The organism is Streptomyces sp. NBC_00887, from assembly GCF_045207585.1.
In genome coordinates, this window is record NZ_CP108788.1 from 5,765,909 (window position 1) to 5,786,909 (window position 21,001).

At 71.2% G+C, this 21,001-nt stretch carries 14 protein-coding genes, 2 tRNA genes and 1 pseudogene; 9 read left to right on the forward strand and 8 right to left on the reverse strand.

The features are described 5' to 3' along the window. Positions 1-149: 149 nt before the first annotated feature. A tRNA-Ser gene (locus tag OG844_RS26390) sits at positions 150-240 on the reverse strand. Between the two features lie 298 nt (positions 241-538). Between OG844_RS26390 and OG844_RS26395 the strand changes: the two genes are divergently transcribed. Both OG844_RS26395 and OG844_RS26400 read left to right on the forward strand, forming a co-directional pair. Continuing rightward, positions 539-1,012, forward strand: coding sequence for an SSI family serine proteinase inhibitor (locus OG844_RS26395; protein ID WP_406393571.1), 474 nt, complete (start codon positions 539-541; stop codon positions 1,010-1,012). Between the two features lie 256 nt (positions 1,013-1,268). After that, positions 1,269-5,339, forward strand: coding sequence for a PAS domain-containing protein (locus OG844_RS26400; protein ID WP_406393572.1), 4,071 nt, complete (start codon positions 1,269-1,271; stop codon positions 5,337-5,339). A gap of 94 nt (positions 5,340-5,433) precedes the next feature. Here OG844_RS26400 and OG844_RS26405 read toward each other — a convergent pair. From OG844_RS26405 to OG844_RS26415, 3 genes and pseudogenes are all read right to left on the reverse strand, one after another. Then, positions 5,434-7,079 (reverse strand): annotated as a pseudogene (locus OG844_RS26405) (long-chain fatty acid--CoA ligase). A 138-nt stretch (positions 7,080-7,217) separates the two neighbouring features. Further along, entirely contained in the window at positions 7,218-7,772 is a 555-nt protein-coding gene (locus OG844_RS26410) for a SigE family RNA polymerase sigma factor (protein WP_406393574.1), read from the reverse strand. A gap of 267 nt (positions 7,773-8,039) precedes the next feature. Next, entirely contained in the window at positions 8,040-8,351 is a 312-nt protein-coding gene (locus OG844_RS26415; protein WP_406393576.1) for a hypothetical protein, read from the reverse strand. 298 nt (positions 8,352-8,649) lie between these two features. On the opposite strand from OG844_RS26415, the gene OG844_RS26420 reads away from it, so the two are divergent. Continuing rightward, on the forward strand, positions 8,650-9,534 hold the full coding sequence (locus tag OG844_RS26420) for a bifunctional DNA primase/polymerase (RefSeq protein ID WP_406393578.1): 885 nt from the start codon (positions 8,650-8,652) through the stop codon (positions 9,532-9,534). A 124-nt stretch (positions 9,535-9,658) separates the two neighbouring features. Here OG844_RS26420 and OG844_RS26425 read toward each other — a convergent pair. Both OG844_RS26425 and OG844_RS26430 read right to left on the reverse strand, forming a co-directional pair. Further along, a tRNA-Ser gene (locus OG844_RS26425) sits at positions 9,659-9,745 on the reverse strand. Between the two features lie 179 nt (positions 9,746-9,924). After that, positions 9,925-11,430, reverse strand: coding sequence for a S1C family serine protease (locus tag OG844_RS26430; RefSeq protein ID WP_406393580.1), 1,506 nt, complete (start codon positions 11,428-11,430; stop codon positions 9,925-9,927). A 197-nt stretch (positions 11,431-11,627) separates the two neighbouring features. On the opposite strand from OG844_RS26430, the gene OG844_RS26435 reads away from it, so the two are divergent. The 3 genes from OG844_RS26435 to OG844_RS26445 all read left to right on the forward strand — a co-directional run bounded on the left by OG844_RS26435 (position 11,628) and on the right by OG844_RS26445 (position 14,220). Then, a complete protein-coding gene (locus tag OG844_RS26435; RefSeq protein ID WP_406393582.1) occupies positions 11,628-12,455 on the forward strand; it encodes a glycerophosphodiester phosphodiesterase in 828 nt (275 codons plus the stop codon). Between the two features lie 53 nt (positions 12,456-12,508). Further along, positions 12,509-13,102, forward strand: a complete 594-nt coding sequence (locus OG844_RS26440) for an ATP-binding protein (RefSeq protein WP_406393584.1) — start codon at positions 12,509-12,511, stop codon at positions 13,100-13,102. 152 nt (positions 13,103-13,254) lie between these two features. Beyond that, positions 13,255-14,220 carry a DUF5926 family protein gene (locus OG844_RS26445; RefSeq protein WP_406393586.1) on the forward strand — a complete coding sequence of 322 codons (966 nt, stop codon included), beginning with the start codon at positions 13,255-13,257 and terminating at the stop codon, positions 14,218-14,220. A 725-nt stretch (positions 14,221-14,945) separates the two neighbouring features. On the opposite strand, the gene OG844_RS26450 is transcribed toward OG844_RS26445, so the two are convergent. Beyond that, positions 14,946-15,629 carry a bifunctional DNA primase/polymerase gene (locus OG844_RS26450; protein ID WP_351173103.1) on the reverse strand — a complete coding sequence of 228 codons (684 nt, stop codon included), beginning with the start codon at positions 15,627-15,629 and terminating at the stop codon, positions 14,946-14,948. 639 nt (positions 15,630-16,268) lie between these two features. Here OG844_RS26450 and OG844_RS26455 point away from each other — a divergent pair. Both OG844_RS26455 and OG844_RS26460 read left to right on the forward strand, forming a co-directional pair. Then, complete coding sequence (locus OG844_RS26455) at positions 16,269-17,639, forward strand: PP2C family protein-serine/threonine phosphatase (RefSeq protein WP_406393588.1); 1,371 nt, start codon at positions 16,269-16,271, stop codon at positions 17,637-17,639. 99 nt (positions 17,640-17,738) lie between these two features. Then, positions 17,739-19,214 (forward strand): aminopeptidase P family protein, encoded by a 1,476-nt coding sequence (locus tag OG844_RS26460; RefSeq protein WP_406393590.1) that lies wholly within the window; start codon positions 17,739-17,741, stop codon positions 19,212-19,214. A gap of 49 nt (positions 19,215-19,263) precedes the next feature. On the opposite strand, the gene OG844_RS26465 is transcribed toward OG844_RS26460, so the two are convergent. After that, complete coding sequence (locus OG844_RS26465; protein WP_406393592.1) at positions 19,264-19,863, reverse strand: ATP-binding protein; 600 nt, start codon at positions 19,861-19,863, stop codon at positions 19,264-19,266. Between the two features lie 258 nt (positions 19,864-20,121). Between OG844_RS26465 and OG844_RS26470 the strand changes: the two genes are divergently transcribed. Further along, positions 20,122-20,949 (forward strand): hypothetical protein, encoded by an 828-nt coding sequence (locus OG844_RS26470; protein ID WP_406393594.1) that lies wholly within the window; start codon positions 20,122-20,124, stop codon positions 20,947-20,949. The last annotated feature ends 52 nt before the right edge of the window (positions 20,950-21,001 follow it).

The window sequence follows — 21,001 nt, forward strand, 5'->3', positions numbered from 1 at the left end:
CTGCGCCGTCACGCGAAATCCATTAGCCATACCGCTCCTGACCTGCGAAAACGCCGTCCTGGAGCAGGTCTGTGGCCCGCCCGCAGGACACCCCCGGCCAGCAGAACGACCGAAGCCCCGCACCAGAGGTACGGGGCTTCGGGATCTTGCGGAGGCGGAGGGATTTGAACCCTCGATGGGCTTTAAGACCCAAACCGCATTAGCAGTGCGGCGCCATAGACCGGACTAGGCGACGCCTCCAGCACACCCCGCGCGAGCGCGAGTGGTGCGTGCAGATGATGACACAGTCGAGCGTGCTGTCACCAATCGCCGCCTACGGTACTAGGCAGGCGGGCGGCGAGGCAAAGCGTCCGGCGGCGCGGCGATCCGGTCGGCCCCCCAGGAGTTGCGCAACGTGCGGACGCGCGGAGCGTTAGAGATGGCGAGGGCTCCGCCCTCTGTCCGCCACCGTCCTTCCGCCCGGCGCGCGCACCCACACGGCGTGCACCGGGAGCAGCCCGGCGCGCCCCTGGGTGCGCCAGAACTACAGGAGCCCCGCATGCTGCGCCGTCTCACGCTCACCGCCGTCGCGTCCTTCGCCGCACTGTCGGCCGCCGCGCCCGCCGCAACGGCCGTGACCCCTCTGCTGCCGCTGCCCCCGCTCCCCGTTCTCCAGGGTGACTGGACGGGTGGGCAGGACACGCGGAAAACCCGGCTCACGGTGACGGTCTCGGAGTCGGGCAATCGGACGGCCGACGGAACGTTCGAGCTGGAGTGCGACCCGGCCGGCGGCACCCACCCCACGGCTCAGCGCGCCTGCGACCTGCTGGCGGCGGCCGCGGAGTCGGGCGCCAACCCCTTCGTACCGACGGACCGGAACGCCATGTGTACGCAGCAGGCGGGCGGACCCGCCGCCGCCCGGGTCCAGGGGACCTGGCAGGGGCAGAACGTCGACGCGCGGTTCAGCCGGGCCAACGGCTGCGAGATCTCGCGCTGGAACAACCTTGTGCCGGTGCTCCCGTCCGCCAGATAACCGGCTCTGCGGGGCGTGTGCGACGCCTCCTGGCGGGCCAGCGGTGCGCGTCGTCGCACGTCACAGGGGGCGCGCGCGGTCACGACATGGACCACCGGCGTACACCGTGTGCACAGAACCTTGGTGAGAGCTCCCCCTCATCCGCCGCCCCATGTGCCCTCGGTGCCTTTAGACTCCTTTCGTGACAGCCTGAGGCCCGAGGGGCAGGATGGGGCCCGCTGTCGGCAAGGTGCGGTATTCAGGGAGGAAGCGTCTCGTGAGCAGCAGGCCATCCCGAGGCGCTGCTCGCCTCGCAGCCATACTCGACGCCCTCCCGGACGGGCTCCTGCTCGTCAACTGCAACGGCACGGTCGTCAACGCCAACACCATCGCCCTCGAGATGTTCGAGACCCCGGGCACCGCGCTCGTGGGGCGCGGACTGCTCGATCTGCTTCCGGAGTTCGACTCCAGGCTGATCCCGGGGTCGATGCGCAGGCCGGAGACTGCGGACGAGCAGGGCAGGACCAAGCCGACGCGGATGACCGCGCGCCGGACCGACGGCACCGACTACCCGGTCGAGGTCACCAGCGCGAGCCTCGACAGCGGCCAGGCCGGATACAACGACATCCACTCCAACTTCACCGGCGACGAGCTGCTCATGCTCGTCGTACGGGATCTTTCGGGCACCGTCGACACCGAGGCCGAGCTGGCCCGTTCACAGCGCCAGACCGAGATGATCCTGCGGGCCGCCTCCGAGGGCGTCGTCGGTACGGACACGGACGGCCGGGTCGTCCTCGTCAACCCCGCCGCCGCCCAGATCCTCGGCTTCCGCGCCAGCGACCTCGGCGGCAAGGAACTCCACCCGCTGATCCTGCACTCGCGCGCGGAGGGCGACCCCTTCCCTTACGAGGAGTCCCCGCTCGCCGACACGCTCAAATCCGGCCGCAAGCACCGGGTGCGCGGCCAGGTCCTCTGGTCCAAGAGCGGCGCGCAGGTGCCGGTCGACCTCACGACCGCGCCCGTGCGCGACGGGGACCAGCTGGTCGGCGCGGTGATGACATTCACCGACCGCAGGCCCTACGAGGAACTGACGGAACAGCACACGGACGAAATCACCGGGCTGACAGAACGGCACGCCGCCGAGGTCGCCGAGCTCACCGAGAGCCACCGTGCCGAGGTCGCCGGACTGACCGAACGCCACGCGGCCGAGCTGGCCGACCGGACCGAGCGCTACGCCTCCGAGCTGGAGGAACAGGCCGATCAGCTCTCCGAGCTGGGCGAGCGGCACACCCAGCTGACCGCGGTGCTCGGCGAATCCCTGCGCGGCCCGCTGGAGGAGCTGCGCGGTGAGCTCTCGATGCTCGCCGCCGATCCGGCGGGCCAGCTGTGGCCCGAGGCCAACCAGATCCTGCACCACCTCGCCGCGGGCTACGCCCGGATGACGACGCTCGTCGACAACGTGCTGAGCTACCAGCGTCTGGACGGCGGCGTGGAGGCGCTCGTCAAGCAGACCGTGCTGCTCGACTCGGTGGTGACGGCCGGTATCGACGGTGCGGTCGAGCTGATCGGCCCCGGCCGCGCGCAGTTCGCGGTGCACGCGCCGCCGATCGAGGCCGAGGTCGACCCGGGCCGGCTGGTCACGGCGCTCGCCCACCTCGTCGCGGACGTTGCGGGCGTCGACTCGACCGGCAAGGCCCGGCTCGTTCCGGGCGGCGGCTACGTCGACTCGACGGTGGTCGTGGCCGCGGCGCAGCGCGGTGACGTCGTACGGATCGAGGTGCGCGGGCCGTTCGCCGGGGGAGACCCCGTGCACGTGCCGATCGTGCGCGGGATCGTGCGGGCCCATGGCGGTGTGCTCCAGACGCATGAGATGCCCGGAATGAGCGGCAGTGCGTACGTCCTGGAGGTACCGCTCGGCGCGGGCTCCGGGACGCTGGCGCCCCCGCCTGTGCCCGCGCCTGTTCCTGTGCCCGAGGAGACTGTGCCGGAACCTGCCCCCCAGCCTGCGACCAGCGGTACGAGTGGCAGCCGGCGCAGGGCCCGGAGGGCGTCGACGGACGCGTTTCTGGAAAGCCCCGCGGACACGGCTGCCGAGGCCGGAGAGGCCGCGGCGGGCGAGCCGACGGGGCGGCGCAGGGCGCGTCGCGGACCGGCCGCGCCACAGGAGCAGCAGGAGCAGGAAGCGATCGCGCCCCAGCGGAGCGAGGGCTCCGGGCGCAGGCGCGGGCGGCCCAGCCCGGCGGAGACGGAGGCTCAGGCGGACCGGCCCCGCGAGGCGCTGGCTCTCCCGGCACCCTCACCTGCCTCCGCGGCTCCTCCGGCACCCTCCGAGGGCTCCGTGGTGACGGCGGCCGAGGGTGCGCAGGGCGGGGGCGGCCGGCCGCAGCGCGGGCAGACCGTGCCTCCGCAGGGTGTGCCGCAGGAGGCCCAGGGCAGACAGACGCGTCCCGGCGGCGGGAATCAGCGTGCCCTCCCGGCCCTCGCGTCGGCCGACGCCGGGGCCCAGCAGACCCAGCAGGGTCAGGCACAGGGACAAGCGGCACAGCAGACCGGTGGGCGACGGGCCCGGCGGGCGCTCTCGGCTGCGCCGGAGCACTCGGCTCCGGCCGAGCCCGCACAGCCGCGTACGGCGTTCGCGCTGCCTCCCGCCGATGCGGACCGGGTCCCGCCCGTCGCGCAGGGCCGGCCGTCCGGGCCGCTGCCCGAGCGCCACGACGCCGTACGGAGCACACCGGACGCGGACCACACACCGCCGCAGGCGCACCCCGCGCCGTCGGGTCGCCGCAGGGCGCGCGCCGCCGACGTGCAGGAGCAGCAGGGCGGGCCGGACCACTCCGTCGCCGGGCAGCCGCTGCCCGCCGTCCCCCCGCAGCCCGACTGGTCGCAGTCCGACACCTCGGGACAGGGCCTGGCCGCACTGGACGTGCAGGACGCCGTCGACGTCCCTGCCCAGGCTTCCGACGAATCCTGGGTGGGCCCGGACAGCACCACGCACACCACGGGCACCATCGCTGCTCCCCCCGCGGCCGGGGCTCCCTCCGGGCCCGGGGCCGCAGCCACGTCCGTACCGGCTCCGCATCCGGCAGCCGACGACGCGGACGACCCCGCGCCCGAGGCGCAGGGCCCTGCGGACGCCCCCGTGGCCGCGCAGGTCCCCGCACCGGACGCGCGGCGCCAGCCGCTGCCCGCCGAGGCGCCGTCGCCCGCGTCGTCGGACTCGACGCAGGGCCGCGCGTTCAGCGTGCGGACACTGGGCCAGGGGGTGCCGTTCGCGCAGCACCTCGCGCACCAGCAGAACCAGACGCTCGGCGGTGCCGGACGCCGCCGTAAGCTCGCCGCCCCTCCGGAGGCCGAGCACCCGGTGCTGCCCGCGGCGCCGCAGCCCGTCCCGTCACCTGTCGCTCCGGCCAGGCCCGGCTCCGCGGGTGCGCCGGCGGGTGCCGCACAGGGCGGCACCACCCAGGGCTCCGGCTCGGGTCAGCTGCTGTCCGCTCCCGCGGCCGAGGGGCGCTCGTACGCCATAGGCGCTCCCGACGAGGGCGCCGAAGGACCGGAGCCGCTGGACGGACCGGGTGGCGCGGTCGAGGTGGCCAACCGGCCCCAACCGCTCCACCTCGACGACGAGCTGCCCCCCGAGCCTCTGGACAACCCGCGGCGGCTGCTCGTCTGGCCCGCCCCGGACGTCTCCACCCAGCAGGCCCTCAGCGACCGCGGCTACCGTCCGGTGATCGTGCACTCCCGCGAGGAGGTCGACGCCCAGATCGCGGCGTTCCCCGCCGCGCTGTTCGTCGACCCGCTGACCGGTCCGATCACCCGTACGGCTCTGCAGTCGCTGCGCCAGGCGGCCGTGGCCGCGGAGGTTCCGGTGCTGGTGACGGCCGGTCTGGGGCAGGCGACCAGGGAGGCCGCGTACGGTGCCGACCCCGCCGTGCTCCTCAAGGCCCTCGCCCCGCGCGACAGTGATCAGCATCCGCCGCGGGTGCTGGTGATCGACGAGCACGAGGAGATCGCGCTGGCGCTCACGGAGACGCTGGAGCGCCGCGGCATGCAGGTCGCGAGGGCGTCGAGTGACAGCGAGGCGGTCGAGCTCGCCACGCGGATGCGGCCGAACCTGGTGGTGATGGACCTGATGCAGGTACGTCGCCGACGTGCCGGGATCATCGACTGGCTGCGCGCGAACGGCCAGTTGAACCGCACGCCGCTGGTCGTCTACACCTCCGGCATGGACGAGGCGGATCTGCCGCGGCTCGGTTCGGGCGAGACGGTGCTGTTCCTGGCCGAGCGCTCCACGAGCGACGAGGTGCAGTCCCGCATCGTGGATCTGCTGGCGAAGATAGGGACCAACTGACGGTCGGCCTCGGGAGAGACCGACGGACGCACGCGTACGACGAGGGCGGTACGGGAAGACCCGTACCGCCCTCGCCCGTGTCCAGCGGTTCGGCTCAGAGCTGGGTGACGTCCAGCTCGCCGTCCGCGTACTGCTTGCGGATCACCTTTTGTCGAACTTGCCCACGCTCGTCTTCGGCACCGCCGGAATGATCGACCAGCGCTCCGGCAGCTGCCACTTGGCGACGGACTGGGCGAGGAAGGTCCTGAGCGCCGCGTAGTCGGCCGTGGCACCCTCCTTCAGGACGACCGTCGCGAGCGGGCGCTCACCCCACTTGTCGTCGGGGACGGCGACGACCGCGGCCTCCGCCACATCGGGGTGCGCCATGATCGCGTTCTCCAGGTCGACGCTGGAGATCCACTCCCCGCCGGACTTGATGACGTCCTTGGCGCGGTCGGTGAGCGTGAGGAAGCCGTCGGCGCTGATCACACCGACGTCGCCGGTCTTCAGCCAGCCGTCCTCACTGAACTTGTCCTCGGGGCGCAGGTCCTCACCGTTCGCACCGCCGTAGTACGAGCCGGCGATCCAGGGGCCGCGGACTTCCAGTTCACCCGCGGACTCTCCGTCCCAGGGCAGGTGCTCGCCACCCGGGCCGACCAGACGCCCTTCGACCCCGGCCGGGAACCTGCCCTGGGTGACGCGGTACGGCCACTCCTCATCGGCGGTCAGTCCGGCGGGCGGGTTGGCCATGGTGCCGAGCGGTGAGGTCTCCGTCATTCCCCAGGCGTGGCAGAGGCGGACGCCCAGCTTGTCGTAGGCCTCCATCAGGGAGGGCGGACAGGCGGCGCCGCCGATGGTGACGTTCGCCATGGAGGTGAGGTCGCGCGGTTTCGCGGTGACCTCGGCCAGCAGGCCCTGCCAGATCGTGGGGACGGCGGCCGCGTGCGTCGGCCTCTCCTGCTCGATCATGTCGGCGAGCGGGGCCGGCTGGAGGAAGCGGTCGGGCATGAGCATGTTGACGCCGGTCATGAACGTCGCGTGCGGCAGCCCCCAGGCGTTCACGTGGAACTGGGGGACGACCACCAGGGTCGTGTCCTTGTCCGTCAGGCCCATCGACTCGGACATGTTGACCTGCATGGAGTGCAGGTAGACGGACCGGTGCGAGTAGACGACGCCCTTGGGGTCCCCGGTGGTCCCGGAGGTGTAGCACATGGCCGCGGCCTGGCGTTCGTCCAGCTCGGGCCAGTCGTACGTGGTGGGGCGGCCGGCGATCAGGTCCTCGTACTCGTGCACCCGTGGCGCGATTCCCTCGAGCCCGGAGCGGTCGCCCGGCCCGGCGACGACCACGTGCTCGATGGACGGCAGGCGGGGGAGCAGCGGTACGAGGAGCGGCAGCAGCGAACCGTTGACGAGAACGACCTTGTCGTCCGCGTGGTTGACGATCCACACCAGCTGCTCGGCCGGCAGCCTGAGGTTCAGCGTGTGCAGCACGGCGCCCATGGAGGGAATCGCGAGGTACGCCTCCACGTGCTCCGCGTTGTTCCACATGAGGGTGGCGACGCGCTGGTCGCCATCGATGCCGAGTTCGTCGCGCAGGGCGTGGGCCAGCTGTGTGGCGCGCCTGCCGATCTCGGCGAAACTGCGCCGTTGCGGCTCTGGTTCGCCGGTCCAGGTCGTGACCTGTGACTTCCCATGGATGGTCATCCCATGCGTCAGGATGCGGGTCACAGTCAGCGGTACGTCCTGCATGGTGCTCAGCACGGCGTCCTCCCGGTGGGCGCTACGCGGCAGTAAGGTTGCGCTGATTCTGCTCACATACCGCTTGGTATGTCACTACTCCCGGGAGTACGAATCGGTGTCGGTCGGCAGAATCGGGCCGTCACGGGCACGCGCCGGGGCTCACCGGACCGGATCGAGCCCCGGATCCTCGCGCAGCTTCCCGAGCGCACGGGACACGGCGCTCTTGACCGTGCCTATGGACACCCCGAGGACATCGGCCGTCTGGGCCTCGCTGAGGTCCTCGTAGTACCGGAGGACGACCATGGCCCGCTGGCGGTCCGGGAGCTTCATCACGGCACGCCACATCGCGTCGTGCAGCACCTGCTGCTCGGCCGGATCCGGCGCGGGAGCGGCCTCCTTCTCGGGCAGTTCCTCGCAGGCGAACTCGTCGACCTTGCGCTTGCGCCACTGAGAGGTGCGGGTGTTCACCAGGGCACGGCGGACGTATCCGTCGAGCGCCCGGTGGTCCTCGATCCGCTCCCAGGCGACGTACGTCTTGGCGAGAGCGGTCTGCAGCAGATCCTCGGCATCGCTCGGGTTCGCGGTGAGGGAGCGGGCGGTACGCAGCAGCACGGGGCCCCGTGCCCGTACGTACGACGAGAACGATGTGAAACGCGGGTGTCCGGCGGAAGCAGCGACTGCCCTGGAGGCGCCGGTGCAGACTGGCGTGGTCATGCCTCCACGCTAGGAGCGGGCACCGTCGAGGGGATCGGCCCCAGGTCCCGAAGCGGCGTCCGCCTCAGGTTGTAGGGGTGGGGCAGGCTCCACCTCCTGAAGGTGGAGGGACCACCGGCCTCCCTCAGGGTCCTCACCCCGAGGGAGGACCGCACGGGCGCCGCCCGGACAGGCGGACAGCGGTCTGCGGGGCGCACCGGAGTGCCGCCCCGCAGACCGCTGCTCAGCCGGCCGGGTGTCGACCCCCCGGCACCCTCGGCCGGGCGCTCACCAGAGCGGCGTGAAGTGGACCGCGACGATGTCCGTGGACTGGTCGATCGCGGTGAAGGCCGATCCGCTCACCTGGGCCGAATTGCTGTGGTTCGATGCGCCGGAGCCGACGGCCTGTTGCTGCGAGGTCGATGAATTGCCGGAGTTGTTCCCTCCGACTCCGGCGGACCCGATCGTCGCCACCGCCGCGTTCGATCCGTCGCTCGCGAACGATCCGTTGTCGGCGACCGCGACACCGCCGAACAGTGCGGCAGCGAGAGGCAGCGCGGCAACGGCGGCGAGGGCACGAGCGGTACGGGTGCTTGCCATGTCAATTTCCTCCAGGAACCGAAAGTACGGCTTGGTACGGCTGGTTCCGAAGCAGTTGGCCGACCACCTCGGTGCTGGTCACGACGTCGCGAGACGAAAGCTGCCCACCGAATCCATGGCGAACCACCCATGGTTCCTGATTCCCCCGCAAGCATGAGGAACACCCGATAAACCTCTCGCACACCCGCAAGTCGTCACACACCCCCACCCCGCGCCCGGCACAGGAAGAAGCGTTCCGCCACCCCACACGCCCTCCAATCCACTTCCCTTTTTCGAACATCTGTACGAACATAGAGGCATGGCCACCATCGACCGGCAGACCGCCACCCTGGCCCTGGCGCACGCGCTCTCCGCCGCCGAACGCGGGCTCCCCGTCTTCCCCCTGTCCGCGACCAAGCTCCCCGCACTGCGCTCCCCGCATCGCGGCGAGGACCCTCCCGTACGCTGCCGGGGTGCCTGCGGACTGCCCGGTCACGGCGTCCACGACGCCACGACCGACCCGGCCGCGGTGCGGGCACTCTTCGCCGCCGCGCCCCGGGCCGCCGGATACGGAATCGCCTGCGGACGGCCTCCCCACCGCCTCATCGGCATCGACCTCGACATCGACGGGACGCACGGCAACGACTCCGTGGCCGCACTCCAGCAGATCGCCCTCCAGCACCTGTTCACCATCCCGGCCACGGTGACGGTGCTTACTCCCAGCGGTGGCCGCCACCTGTGGCTGACGGGACCGTCCGGCACCACCGTGCCCAACTCCGCGAGCCGCCTCGCCCCCGGCATCGACGTCCGCGGCAGCGGTGGCTATCTGGTCGGACCCGGATCGGTCACCACCCACGGCAGGTACCGGCTCGCCCCCGGCACGGCCCACCTCTCACCCGCCCCGTGCCCGCGCGCCCTCCTGCGCCTGCTCACGCCCCCCGCGCGCCCCCACCACCCCACGAGCCGCCCTTCCCGTGCCGGCCAGGGTCAGGGCCTCGTCCAGTTCGTGCTCGCCGCCCACGAGGGCCAGCGCAACACCCGCCTCTTCTGGGCAGCGTGCCGCGCCTACGAACACGGCTTCGGCGACGCGCTCGCGGACGCCCTCACCGACGCCGCAGTCCGCACCGGTCTCTCCGAACAGGAGGCCCGCGCGGCGATCGCCTCGGCGGCCCGCCTGACATCGGAACGCCCTGAGGCCCTGTGAACCCCCCGCGCACCCGTATCTGCGCCCGGCAGACAGCGGACTGACGGCCGGTCACCGCACCCGACGCGCAACGCGAACAAGAACGGCCCCTGACCGATTCACCTGGTCAGGGGCCGTTCATCTGCGGTGGGTGTGGGATTTGAACCCACGGTGACATCGCTGCCACGACGGTTTTCAAGACCGTTCCCTTAGGCCGCTCGGGCAACCCACCCTCGCCCGCCCACCTGCAGCGGAGCGCCTACAGCGTACCGGGTCGCTGATCCTTCCGGGCAACACTGACCGGAGGGGGGTCGGCCACACGTGCCGGAGGGGGCGGGCCGACGTGCCGGAGGGGCCGCCGAGGATTTCGGCGGCCCCTCCCACGTGCAGCGTTCGGACAGTCCCGGCCGGTCAGCTGTCGCCCTTGCGCTCGCCCAGGACGAGTTCGGCCGTCGCCGTCTTGCCGTCGCGCTTGTAGGTGAGCGTGACCCTGTCGCCCGGCTTGTGGGTCCAGATCTCACCGATCAGGGTCGGTCCGCTCTCGACCACCGTGTCGTTGAACTTCGTGATCACGTCGCCGGCCTTCAACCCGGCTGTGGCCGCAGGCCCGTTCGGCGTGACGGCGGGAGTGCCTGCCGCGCCCTGGTCCGAGATCGTGGCGCCGCCGGTCTTCTCCTCCATCGTGACCGTCGCGCCGATCACCGGGTAGACCGGCTGCCCGGTCTTGATCAGTTGCTCGGCGACGTTCTTCGCCTGGTTGACCGGGATGGCGAAGCCGAGGCCGATGGAGCCCGCCTGGGACTGGCCCGCGCCGCCCCCGGTGGTCGACTGGATGGCGGAGTTGATGCCGATGACCGCACCGCCCGCGTCCAGGAGCGGACCGCCGGAGTTGCCCGGGTTGATCGAGGCGTCGGTCTGCAGGGCGCTCATGTACGAGTTCTTGTTGCTGGAACCGTCGCCGGAGGCGACAGGACGGTCCTTGGCGCTGATGATGCCGGTGGTGACCGTGTTGGACAGGCCGAACGGCGCGCCGATCGCGATGGTCGAATCGCCCACCGCGACCTTCTCGGAGTCACCGAGGGGCAGCGGAGTCAGTCCGTCCGGAGCGTTCTTCAGCTTCAGGACGGCCACGTCGTAGCCCTGTGCCCGGCCGACCACCTCGGCGTCGTACTTCTTGCCGTCGGAGAACGTCGCGGTCAGCTGTCCGTCGTCCGCCGCGGAGGCCACCACGTGGTTGTTCGTGAGGATGTGGCCCTCCTTGTCGTACACGAAGCCGGTGCCCGTGCCGCCCTCGCCGTCGCCGGACTGCGCGTCGATGGTGACCACGCTGGGCAGCGCGTTCGCCGCGACGCCCGCGACCGTGCCCGCATCGCGCTTGAAGTCCTTCGGACTGTTGGAGGCCGCCACCGTGGTCGATCCCGAGGAGGAACCGGAGTCGTTGCTGTCGGCGGCCCAGTAACCGAGGGCTCCGCCGACGCCGCCCGCGACGAGCGCCGCCGCCGCGACTGCCGCGATCAGACCGCTCGCGCGCCGCTTGCGGGGACCTTCGCCTTCGGGCTCCGCCGCGGCCGGGGCGCCCCACACCGGGGTGCCGCCACCGTCCGCGTACGACGGGACGGCCGGAGGAGGCGGCGGCCAGGAGGCCGGACCGGCGGGAGGCTGCTGCGACGGGGGCCCGTAGGGCTGCTGCGGCTGTTCGTGGTGCGTCATGGACGGCTCGGGGCCGGACCGGTGCGCGGCGTCAGCCGGAATCTGCGCCGTCGGCGTGTCCGCGGGAGGGGCCGGGGTGGCCCCGGATGCCGGCAGGCCGCCCGGCGGGGTGCCCTCAGGAGCGGCAGCCGGCACGGGAGGTGCGGACGGAACAGACGGTACGGACGGAACCGTGTTGCCCTCGTTGCCCTCGTTCTCGGTGCTCACAGCTCTTTACTCCTCGGTTCCACTCGGCATTCGGCAAGAGATCCGCTGTGCACGTGTCTGCGGTCAGCTTTTCCCACAGCACGTCAGGCCACTGTAAGCAGGACCTGTGCATCCGCACACCAATCTTTACATCAGGCAAAACGGTCCCCCGCGACAAGGTGCCCGCACCCGCCGCGTCACGGTGGCACCATGACGCGGTGACCCACGCACGGCAGCACAGCATGCCCCCTCCCATCCAGGTCATCGCCCATCGCGGAGCCTCGGACGATGCCCCCGAGCACACCCTGGCCGCCTACCGGAAGGCGATCGAGGACGGCGCCGACGCCCTGGAGTGCGACGTACGCCTCACCGCGGACGGACAGCTCGTCTGTGTGCACGACCGCAGGGTGAACCGCACCTCCAACGGGCGCGGCGCCGTCTCCGCCCTCGAACTCGCCGACCTCGCCGCACTCGACTTCGGTTCGTGGAAGGACCACGAGGAGTCCCCGGACTGGGATCCGGTGCCGGGGGAGCTCACCTCCGTACTCACGCTGGAACGGCTCCTCGAGCTGGTCAGTGAGGTGCGGGCCACCGGGCGGCCGCTCCAGCTGGCCATCGAGACCAAGCACCCCACCCGCTGGGCCGGGCAGGTGGAGGAACGCCTCCTCCTGCTGCTCAAGCAGTTCGGCCTGGACAAACCCCCGGCGGGCGGACCCTCCCCCGTACGCGTCATGAGCTTCTCCGCACGGTCCCTGTACCGCATCCGGGCGGCGGCGCCCACCCTGCCCACCGTCTTCCTGATGCAGTTCGTCTCGCCGCGGTTGCGCGACGGACGGCTTCCGGCCGGCGCACGGATCGCCGGTCCCGGGATGCGGATCGTACGCAGCCACCCCGGGTACATCGAACGCCTGCACCGGGCGGGCCACTCCGTGCACGTATGGACGGTGAACGAACCGGAGGACGTCGAGCTCTGCGTAAGCCTCGGCGTGGAAGCAATCATCACGAACCGCCCGAAGCAGGTTCTTTCGCAACTGGACCGCTTTTAACATCAGTTATAGGGGGTGCACCGGCGCATTCGCTCCGCAATCGATCGTTACGAGTGCATCACTGCCAGGGCTTTGGCCGGTTTCCGGTGAAGCCCAGGGGGGCATCCAATCCGTGGCGTGGGGCAAAGGAGGTCTCGGGGGTGACGTTGGTGGTGGCACAAGAGGTGCCCACGTCGTCGAGCATGGCCGTTCCTCATGGCCCTGCAGGCGTGGGGCAGGCACGGCACTGCATGCGTGAGCAGCTGCGCGGCAACGGGGTGTCGGACACGGTCGTCGACGACGCCGTATTGATCCTTTCCGAACTGCTCAGCAACGCCTGCCGCCACGGCAGGCCCCTGGGCCTGCACACGGAGGTCGGCGACGGCGACGTCCGCGCCGCATGGCGCGTCGACAGAGCGGGCGGCCTGACCGTCGAGGTCACGGACGGGGGCGGCCCGACCAGGCCGATTCCGGCCACCCCTTCGGTCACCGCGCGCGGCGGACGAGGGCTCAACATCATCAGCGCCCTCGCCCAGGAGTGGGGCGTACGGGACGACACCTCGGGCGAGGTCACCGTATGGGCCCTGGTCTCCGCGGATCACGGGCTCGGCCCGCTGGACGGAATGGACTTCGCCGACGCCTTCGACGCGTTCGACGACGCGGACTGAAGCGGCTCGGCAGGAGGGGCGCGGGCTCCGGCCGGCCGCACTCCGGGGCGGAACTGCCGTGACGGGCCCGGCGGCAGGTGTGACCCTGCGGTGGCGGGGGCGGCTAGGCTCGCGCCGGAGACCGCACCGTCACGATCGGGAGAACGCCCACCATGGCCAAGAAGCGCCCTCAGTCCAAGGCCGGGAAGCAGCAGCTCAAGGATGGTGAGATCCCGGTCGTCGGGGCCCGTGAGCCCTGCCCCTGCGGTTCGGGCCGCCGCTACAAGGCGTGTCACGGACGCGCCGCCGCCCAGGCCGTGACCGAGCTGGTCCAGCGCCCCTTCGAGGGACTTTCCGGAGAGTGCGACTGGATCGCCCTGCGCGAACTGGTGCCCGCCGCTACGGTCGAGCTGGCGCTGAAGGGCGGTCTGCCCGAGGGCGTACCGTCCGTGACGCTCGCGACCGTACTGCCGATGGCGTGGCCGGCTCTGCGCCGTGACGACGGTTCCGTCCTGCTCGCCCTGCAGAACGACACCTCATCCGGCGACCTCAGCCGCGACCTCGCCGACACCCTGCAGCGGGCGCTGGAGGCGGAGCCCGGTACGCCGGTCGCCGCCCGCCGTGTGTCCGCCGACGGTCCTCGGCTGCAGGACGTCCTCGACCCGAGCGCCCCGTTCGAGCCGGTTGTGCACTCGGGGTTCGAGTTCTGGGTCCCGGACGCGGAGAACGCCACCCCCGAGGTGTCGGCATCCCTGGAGCGCGCCAACGCCGCGGCGATCCCGACCACGCTGCTCTCAGGAGTGGACGCCGCGTACTGGTGCGAGACGCCGGAGAAGAACCACCTGCGCTGGGTCATGCCGCATCCGGAGGAGCAGCTCCTGGACGCGCTCGCGCGACTGCACGCGGCGGGTGCGTCCTCGCTCGGCGAGGGAACGAGGCTGGTCGGCTCGTTCCGGGCGCACGGGCTGATGGTCCCGGTCTGGGACCTGCCCTCCGCGATGGGCGCCGAGGAGTGCGAGAAGCCCGCGGCGAAGTTCGCGGAGCAGCTCGCCGAGGCTCTCGCGTCGGACGCCCCGCTCACGGGTGAGGAGCGGCGGGCACGTGGTGGGCTCACCAACCGCCAGGTGACGCTCAGCTGACAGTGACGGCGCCGCGGACGGTTCGGTGACCCCGGTCACAACTCGCCGTACTCGTAAGTAAATCGCTGTCCGAATAGGCGAGATCGAATTTGCTCACAGCAGATCTCTTGTTACCGTTCTGGAAGCCCGGTCGCTGGTGCATCCCCCGTCGCCAGCGGCCGGGCGTCCGCGTTTCCGGATAGGGCACGTGCCGGGCGCACGCCGGAGCACCGGCGGATCGGCCCTGCCACGGCACTCTGGCCGCGTCCGATGTCAGCGCCCCCTCCGCGCACTCCCTCCGCCGCCGGTTACACGCCTCGGCCGTTGCACGCGGAGGGGTTCCGATACGCACACCGAAGGTCCGGGAACACCGGCGCGCGCCGTCTTCCTTCAGGGCTACGGGTGATGACGGAGTGTTTGCTTTCGGACAGATGTCCGGCACCACAGAGGCGTCGTGCGCATGGGCGAGGGCTCAGCACGAGCATGTGCCCCCCTCGACTTCCGCCCGGACTTCCATCGCCGCACCGTTTCCGTGATCCTCTGCGGAAAGGTCATCAGAAAGTCTGCCATCAGCGCATTTTGCGCCCGGCACGGGATTCCATCGATTCGGGCCGGGGATTTCGGGGACGAATTGAGCTCGTCCCGTGCGGGCCCGTCCGGTTGTCCGCGCAGAACACGGGCGGACTCACACCCTTACGAGTGAGCCGCCCGTCGTTCATCGGTTACCCGCAGCCGACACCGGTTGGTCAGTACGCGAGCCGACTGCCGCCGTCGGGAGCGCTGTTGCTCGCCTCGACGAGTGCGTCCAGGACCGATTCCACGTCCGGGAGCCACGGCGCGGCAGGGCCGGCCAGCGGTGCCCGTTCCCAGCGCACCTGCCCCGTACCCACCTCGGACGGAGGAAGGATGAGGTAGCCGCCCTCACCGTGGAACCTCAGGGAGCTGGGCACCCAGTCCTTGGCGTGCAGCAGCTCTCCGAGCCGTTCCAGCGTGTACGGAGCGACCAGCAGCGACCAGCGGGTCGGCGTCGCCACCACCGGGCCGAGTCTCAGCCCCATGGCGTCGAGCGCGGTCAGCGCCCGGGCACCCGCCACGGCCGGCAGGCTCAGCGCGCAGGGCGCCTGGCCACCGGTGGCCAGCACGACGGGAGCGGCCGGCCGGTTGGTCCACCACCAGCGCACCATGCGCGCGTCGGTGGTCGCGGCGAGGAGACCGGGGTCGAAGGGATGTGCGCCAGGCACGGCGCACTCGGGATCGGGGCAGGCACACCCGCGGCCGCGCTCGCCGCGCACACCTGCCGTCGCCAGCCCCGCTCCGGGGAGGACGGGCCATTTCCAAGCGGTGGCACAGGTCAGCGCCGCGTCGAGCTGGGCGGGACTTGCCTTGCGCCGGGGCCGGTGCCTGCGTCGCCTTCCGAGGATCTCGCGCATGAGCGCTCGTTCCTTTCCGTTGAACGCCGAGGTCCACATCACACCACGTGTTCGTTACACCACGTGTGCGTCTCTTCGCTGTGCGTGCATGCCCACCGGGCTGCGGTACGGACCGGGCAGTCCGCGCCGAGCGTGAGCCGAGCCGAGCAGAGTGGAACCGAACAGAATGGAGCTGAGCCGAGTCGAACCGTGTGGAACCGAGCCGAGTCCAGTCAATACATCGCGCGGGCGGCGTGCGCGTCGCGCTTGCCGTCCCTTGTGCAAACCCCGCCACTCGCGGGCGGGGGTGCGGCCGTCACGGGTGAGGACGTCCGGGCGCGCTGTCGGGTTCCGGGGCGATCACAACTGCCCCTGGCCATCAACGGTTACGTACCCAGCATGCCCGGAATGACGCTCCCTCCGGCACTTCACCCCGAGGGCGCCCCCTGTCGAGCACACCCAGTCGACCGCAAATAGCTGCACGGGGGTGCATTTTTTGGCCAACTTAACAGACCCTTGGACACCACAAATATCGCAAGGACAATACTGGACATCACCTTACTTGTACGTGTACATGTGGATGCATTGATAGCGGCGCAGAATGACATGGGGGTTTGCGATGCTATTTGACCAAAAACACCAGTCGGAAAGCCGACGGCCATGAGCGCCCCACATCTTCCGAAAGTGGCTGGAATCGATCCCATGGTTCCTGTTTCAACGCACACTGCAGCACCCCTCAAGGCTGTACCCGCCGCACCGGGAGCGTTCATCCAGGACCGGCTGGCGGGCTGGGTCTCCGACCTCACGACGTTGCACGAACTCACCGAGCGGCTGGCGGGAACCAGCACCCTCGACACCGCCCTCCACGAATTGCTGGGCGCCGGAGCGGCTCTGGTAGGAGCCCGCCGCGGACTCCTGGTCCTCGAACCGGCCGACGGCGGCGGCCCGTCCGTCACCATCGGCCTCGGACTCGCCCACGCCGAACTCGGAACCATCGAGACCGTGCCGCGCAGCGCCACCTCCTACGGCCGCTTCCTCGACGGCCTCCCGGACACCGACACCCCCCTGGCCAGCCCCGACATCCTCGGCGACGACAGCATCGACCCCCGCTGCCGCGAAGTCGCCGCCACGCTCGGGTACGCCGCCAGCTACACCCTCCCGCTCGCCACCCGGACCTCCGGCCGGCTCGGCGTGGCCGTCTGGCTGTACGACGAGCCCGCCGAACCACTGGAACGCCAGTGCCACCTCGTCGGCCTGTACGCCCGCTACGCCACAGAGCACCTCGCCCGCCTCCTGGAACTGGAACGCGCCAGAGCGGACGCCGCGATCATCGCCGAGGAACTGCTCCCCACCAGGCTGCCCCGGGTACCCGGGGTACAGCTGGCCGCCCGCCACCGGACCGCCCCGAAGGGCGGCGGCGACTGGTACGACGCACTCCCCCTGCCGGACAACGCGCTCGGCCTGGCCGTCGGCTCGGTCAGCGGTTCCGGTCCCAGCGCCCTGGCCGCGATGGGCAGGCTCCGCGCCGGTCTGCGGGCCTACGCCGTCATGGAGGGCGAGGACCCCGTCGCCGTACTCTCCGACCTCGAACTCCTGCTGCGGCTGACCGAACCGGCGTGCGCCGCCACCGCGCTCTACGCCTACTGCGAACCCGAGCGCCGCACGATCCTGCTCGCCGGGGCCGGACACACCCCGCCGCTCGTCATCGGCGACCGGCGCACCGAGTTCGTGGAGACGACACTCTCCGCCCCCCTGGGCATGCTGGCCTGCTGGGAGGCGCCGAGCGTGGAGTTCACCCCCGCCCCCGGCGAGACCGTGCTGCTCTACACCGACGGGCTGCTGCGCCGCACCGGCGATCCCATGGACCGGGCGTTCGCACGACTGCACGCGGCGGCCGCCGGCGTACCGAAGGCGCTGCGTCACGACCCGGGAGCCGTCGCCGACCATGTTCTGCGGACCGTCCTGCCCGACGGCCTGGACCGGAGCGACGGCACCGAGGACGTGGTCCTGCTGGCCGCGCACTTCGACTGACGGCCGCACCGGACCGGTAAGAGGTCTTCCGGCCCTGGGCCCCCTTCCGTACGCCCGTACGATGGATGGGGTCCAGTGTCGTATAAGGAGAGACAAATCGTGTCTGAGGAGCTCACCCCGGAGACCCCGGAAGCCACCGAAGCAGAGCCGATCAAGCAGCGGAAGAACGGCCTGTACCCGGGCATTTCCGATGAGCTCGCCGAAAGCATGAAGTCCGGCTGGGCCGACACCGAGCTCCACGGCCTCGAGCCGATCGCCCAGGCCGAGCACACCGCCGCCCGCCGCGCCGCGCTCTCCGCGCGCTTCCCCGGCGAGCGGCTCGTCATTCCCGCGGGCAACCTGAAGACCCGCTCCAACGACACCGAGTACGCGTTCCGTCCCTCCACCGAGTACGCCTACCTCACCGGCGACCGGAACCAGGACGGCGTCCTGGTGCTCGAGCCGACCGGCTCCGGCGACACGGCCGGGCACGACGCGACGGTCTACCTGCTGCCCCGCTCCAACCGCGAGAACGGGGAGTTCTGGCTCGACGGCCAGGGCGAGCTCTGGGTCGGCCGCCGCCACTCCCTCGCCGAGGCCGAGCAGCTGCTGGGCATCCCCGCGAAGGACGTCCGTGAGCTCCCGGCCGCGCTGGCCGAGGCCACCGGTCCGGTGCGCAACGTCCGCGGCCACGACGCGGGCATCGAAAGCGCCCTGACCGACAAGGTCACCGCCGAACGCGACGAAGAGCTGCGTGTCTTCCTCTCCGAGGCCCGTCTGGTCAAGGACGCCTTCGAGGTCTCCGAGCTGCAGAAGGCCTGCGACGCCACGGCCCGCGGTTTCGAGGACGTCGTGAAGGTCCTCGACAAGGCCGAGGCGACCAGTGAGCGCTACATCGAGGGCACCTTCTTCCTCCGTGCCCGGGTCGAGGGCAACGACATCGGCTACGGCTCGATCTGCGCCGCCGGCCCGCACGCCACCACGCTGCACTGGGTCCGCAACGACGGAGCGGTCCGCTCCGGTGAGCTGCTGCTCCTGGACGCCGGCGTGGAGACCAACGAGCTCTACACCGCGGACGTGACACGGACGCTGCCGATCAACGGCACGTTCACCCCGCTGCAGCGCAAGATCTACGACGCCGTGTACGAGGCCCAGGAAGCGGGCATCGCGGCCGTCAAGCCCGGCGCCGCCTTCCGCGACTTCCACGACGCCGCGCAGCGCGTCCTCGCCGAGAAGCTCGTCGAGTGGGGCCTGCTGGGCGACCTGACCGTGGAGAAGGTCCTGGAGCTGGGCCTGCAGCGCCGCTGGACCCTGCACGGCACCGGCCACATGCTCGGCATGGACGTCCACGACTGCGCCGCCGCGCGCACCGAGTCGTACGTCAACGGCACCCTGGAGCCCGGCGTGTGCCTCACGGTCGAGCCCGGACTGTACTTCCAGGCCGACGACCTGACCGTGCCCGAGGAGTACCGGGGCATCGGCGTCCGGATCGAGGACGACATCCTCGTCACCGAGGACGGCAACCGGAATCTGTCCGACAAGCTGCCGCGCCGGGCCGACGAGGTCGAGGCGTGGATGGGCCGGCTCAAGGGCTGACACGGACGGGGCGCGGGGCCGCACCCCGTGGGCCGGGAGGGCGCGCTGCTCAGGACACCATGAGCAGCGCGCCCTCCCGCCATTTGAGAATCTTGTCGAAGCTCACGACCGCACCACGCCCCGGGCGGTTGCCGAAGTGGACGTGATCGGCGAGCTCCTCGATCAGGCCGAGTCCCCGGCCGCTCTCCGCCATGACGGACTGCGTTCCCGCCGGGTACCCGTCTGTGGAGCGCGCGGGCGACGGGTGACCCGCCGGGGGATGCCCTGCGGACGGCTGCGGATCCGGCGGAGACCCGGCGGACTGCTGCGCGGCGGTGCGAAGCGTGCGCCGGGCGGGGAAACCGGGCCCCGAGTCGGCGACTTCGATACGGCATTTCTCGCCGTCCAGATAGGCGGTGACCCGGTACTGGCCGGAACCACGTCCGGGCTGCTCGTCACCGGTGGGACCGAGGCCGGCGAAGTCGTCGGCGTCTGCCAGGTCGCCGCCGTGTTCCACGGCGTTCGCACAGGCTTCGCTGAGCGCGACCGACAGGTCGTAGGAGATGTCCGGGTCCACCCCCGCGGTCTCCATGGTGCCGAGCAGAAAACGACGGGCGAGCGGAACGCTCGCAGCTTCGCGCCGCAGATGGAGTGACCACCACATGCTCATGCTCCAGCCTCCTGGCTGCGGCTCGACATACCGATACGTATTGCCGCGCAGAGCACTTCGTAAGCACGGATCGGCTGTGACAGCGCTCATTCGGCGGATGCGAATGTTCCGTATACCGGTGTATGCCCGGCACCGGGGACGCCGATGAGCGCTCCTGAACAGGTGCAACACTCCCCGTTCACCCGCGATGCGGACAGTTGCCGACCTTCCGGACCTGCCGTACGGGAGCAGGGGGCGCAGTGCGATGATGTCCCGGCCATGTCTATGCCTGTCGCACGCGCCGGAGCCGGTCTGCGGCTTCTGAGGACCGCGGTGTTCACCGCGGTCTGCGTCGTGCTGGCCGCGGCAGGACACACGCTGGCCGCCGGTACGGCCGTGCCCGGGTGGACACTCCTCGCCGGATTCCTCGTAGTCTTCGCCGCCGCGGCACTGCTCGCCGGGCGCGAGCGGTCACTCCCGTCGATCACCGCCGCCCTCGCGACCGGACAGATCGCCCTGCACGTCCTCTTCGGACTGGGCCGCCATGTGCCCGGCCCCGCGACGGCGTCCGGGGACGACTCATTGATCCGGTTCGCCGCCGGGCTGGTCTGCGGTGCCGGGCCGGCACAGCTGAGCGCCGGTGAGGCCCACCGCATCGTCACCACTGCGGGCATCGACCCCGCGACCGTGACGCACGGACACACCCACCTCGCATCCGGCGGGGCTGCGGCCACGGACGCCGCTTCCGCGGCCGGCGCGGGCGCCCTGGTGCCGGGCCTCCTGCCGAGTCTGCCCATGTTCCTCGGGCACCTCCTCGCCGCACTCGCCACCGGTTGGCTCCTGCGGCGCGGCGAGGTCGCGCTCTTCCGGCTGGCAAGGCTCTCGGCGTTCGGCGGCCGGCAGCTGGCGGCCGGAACCAGGCTGCGGGCACTGCGGGCAGCCATGGCCCTCGTACGCACACTGCGTGCGGGACTTCCGGGGCGCCCCACGACCGGGCCGCTCCTTCCCCGTACCGCCGTGGACGCTCCGGCGCCCGCGACCGGGGATCCTCTGCAGCACATGGTGATCAGGCGCGGGCCTCCACCCGTATACGTACGCGCAGCCTGACGCGACTCCTCGCCCGGCCCCGGATCCCGAATCCCGAATCCCGTGACCGGGG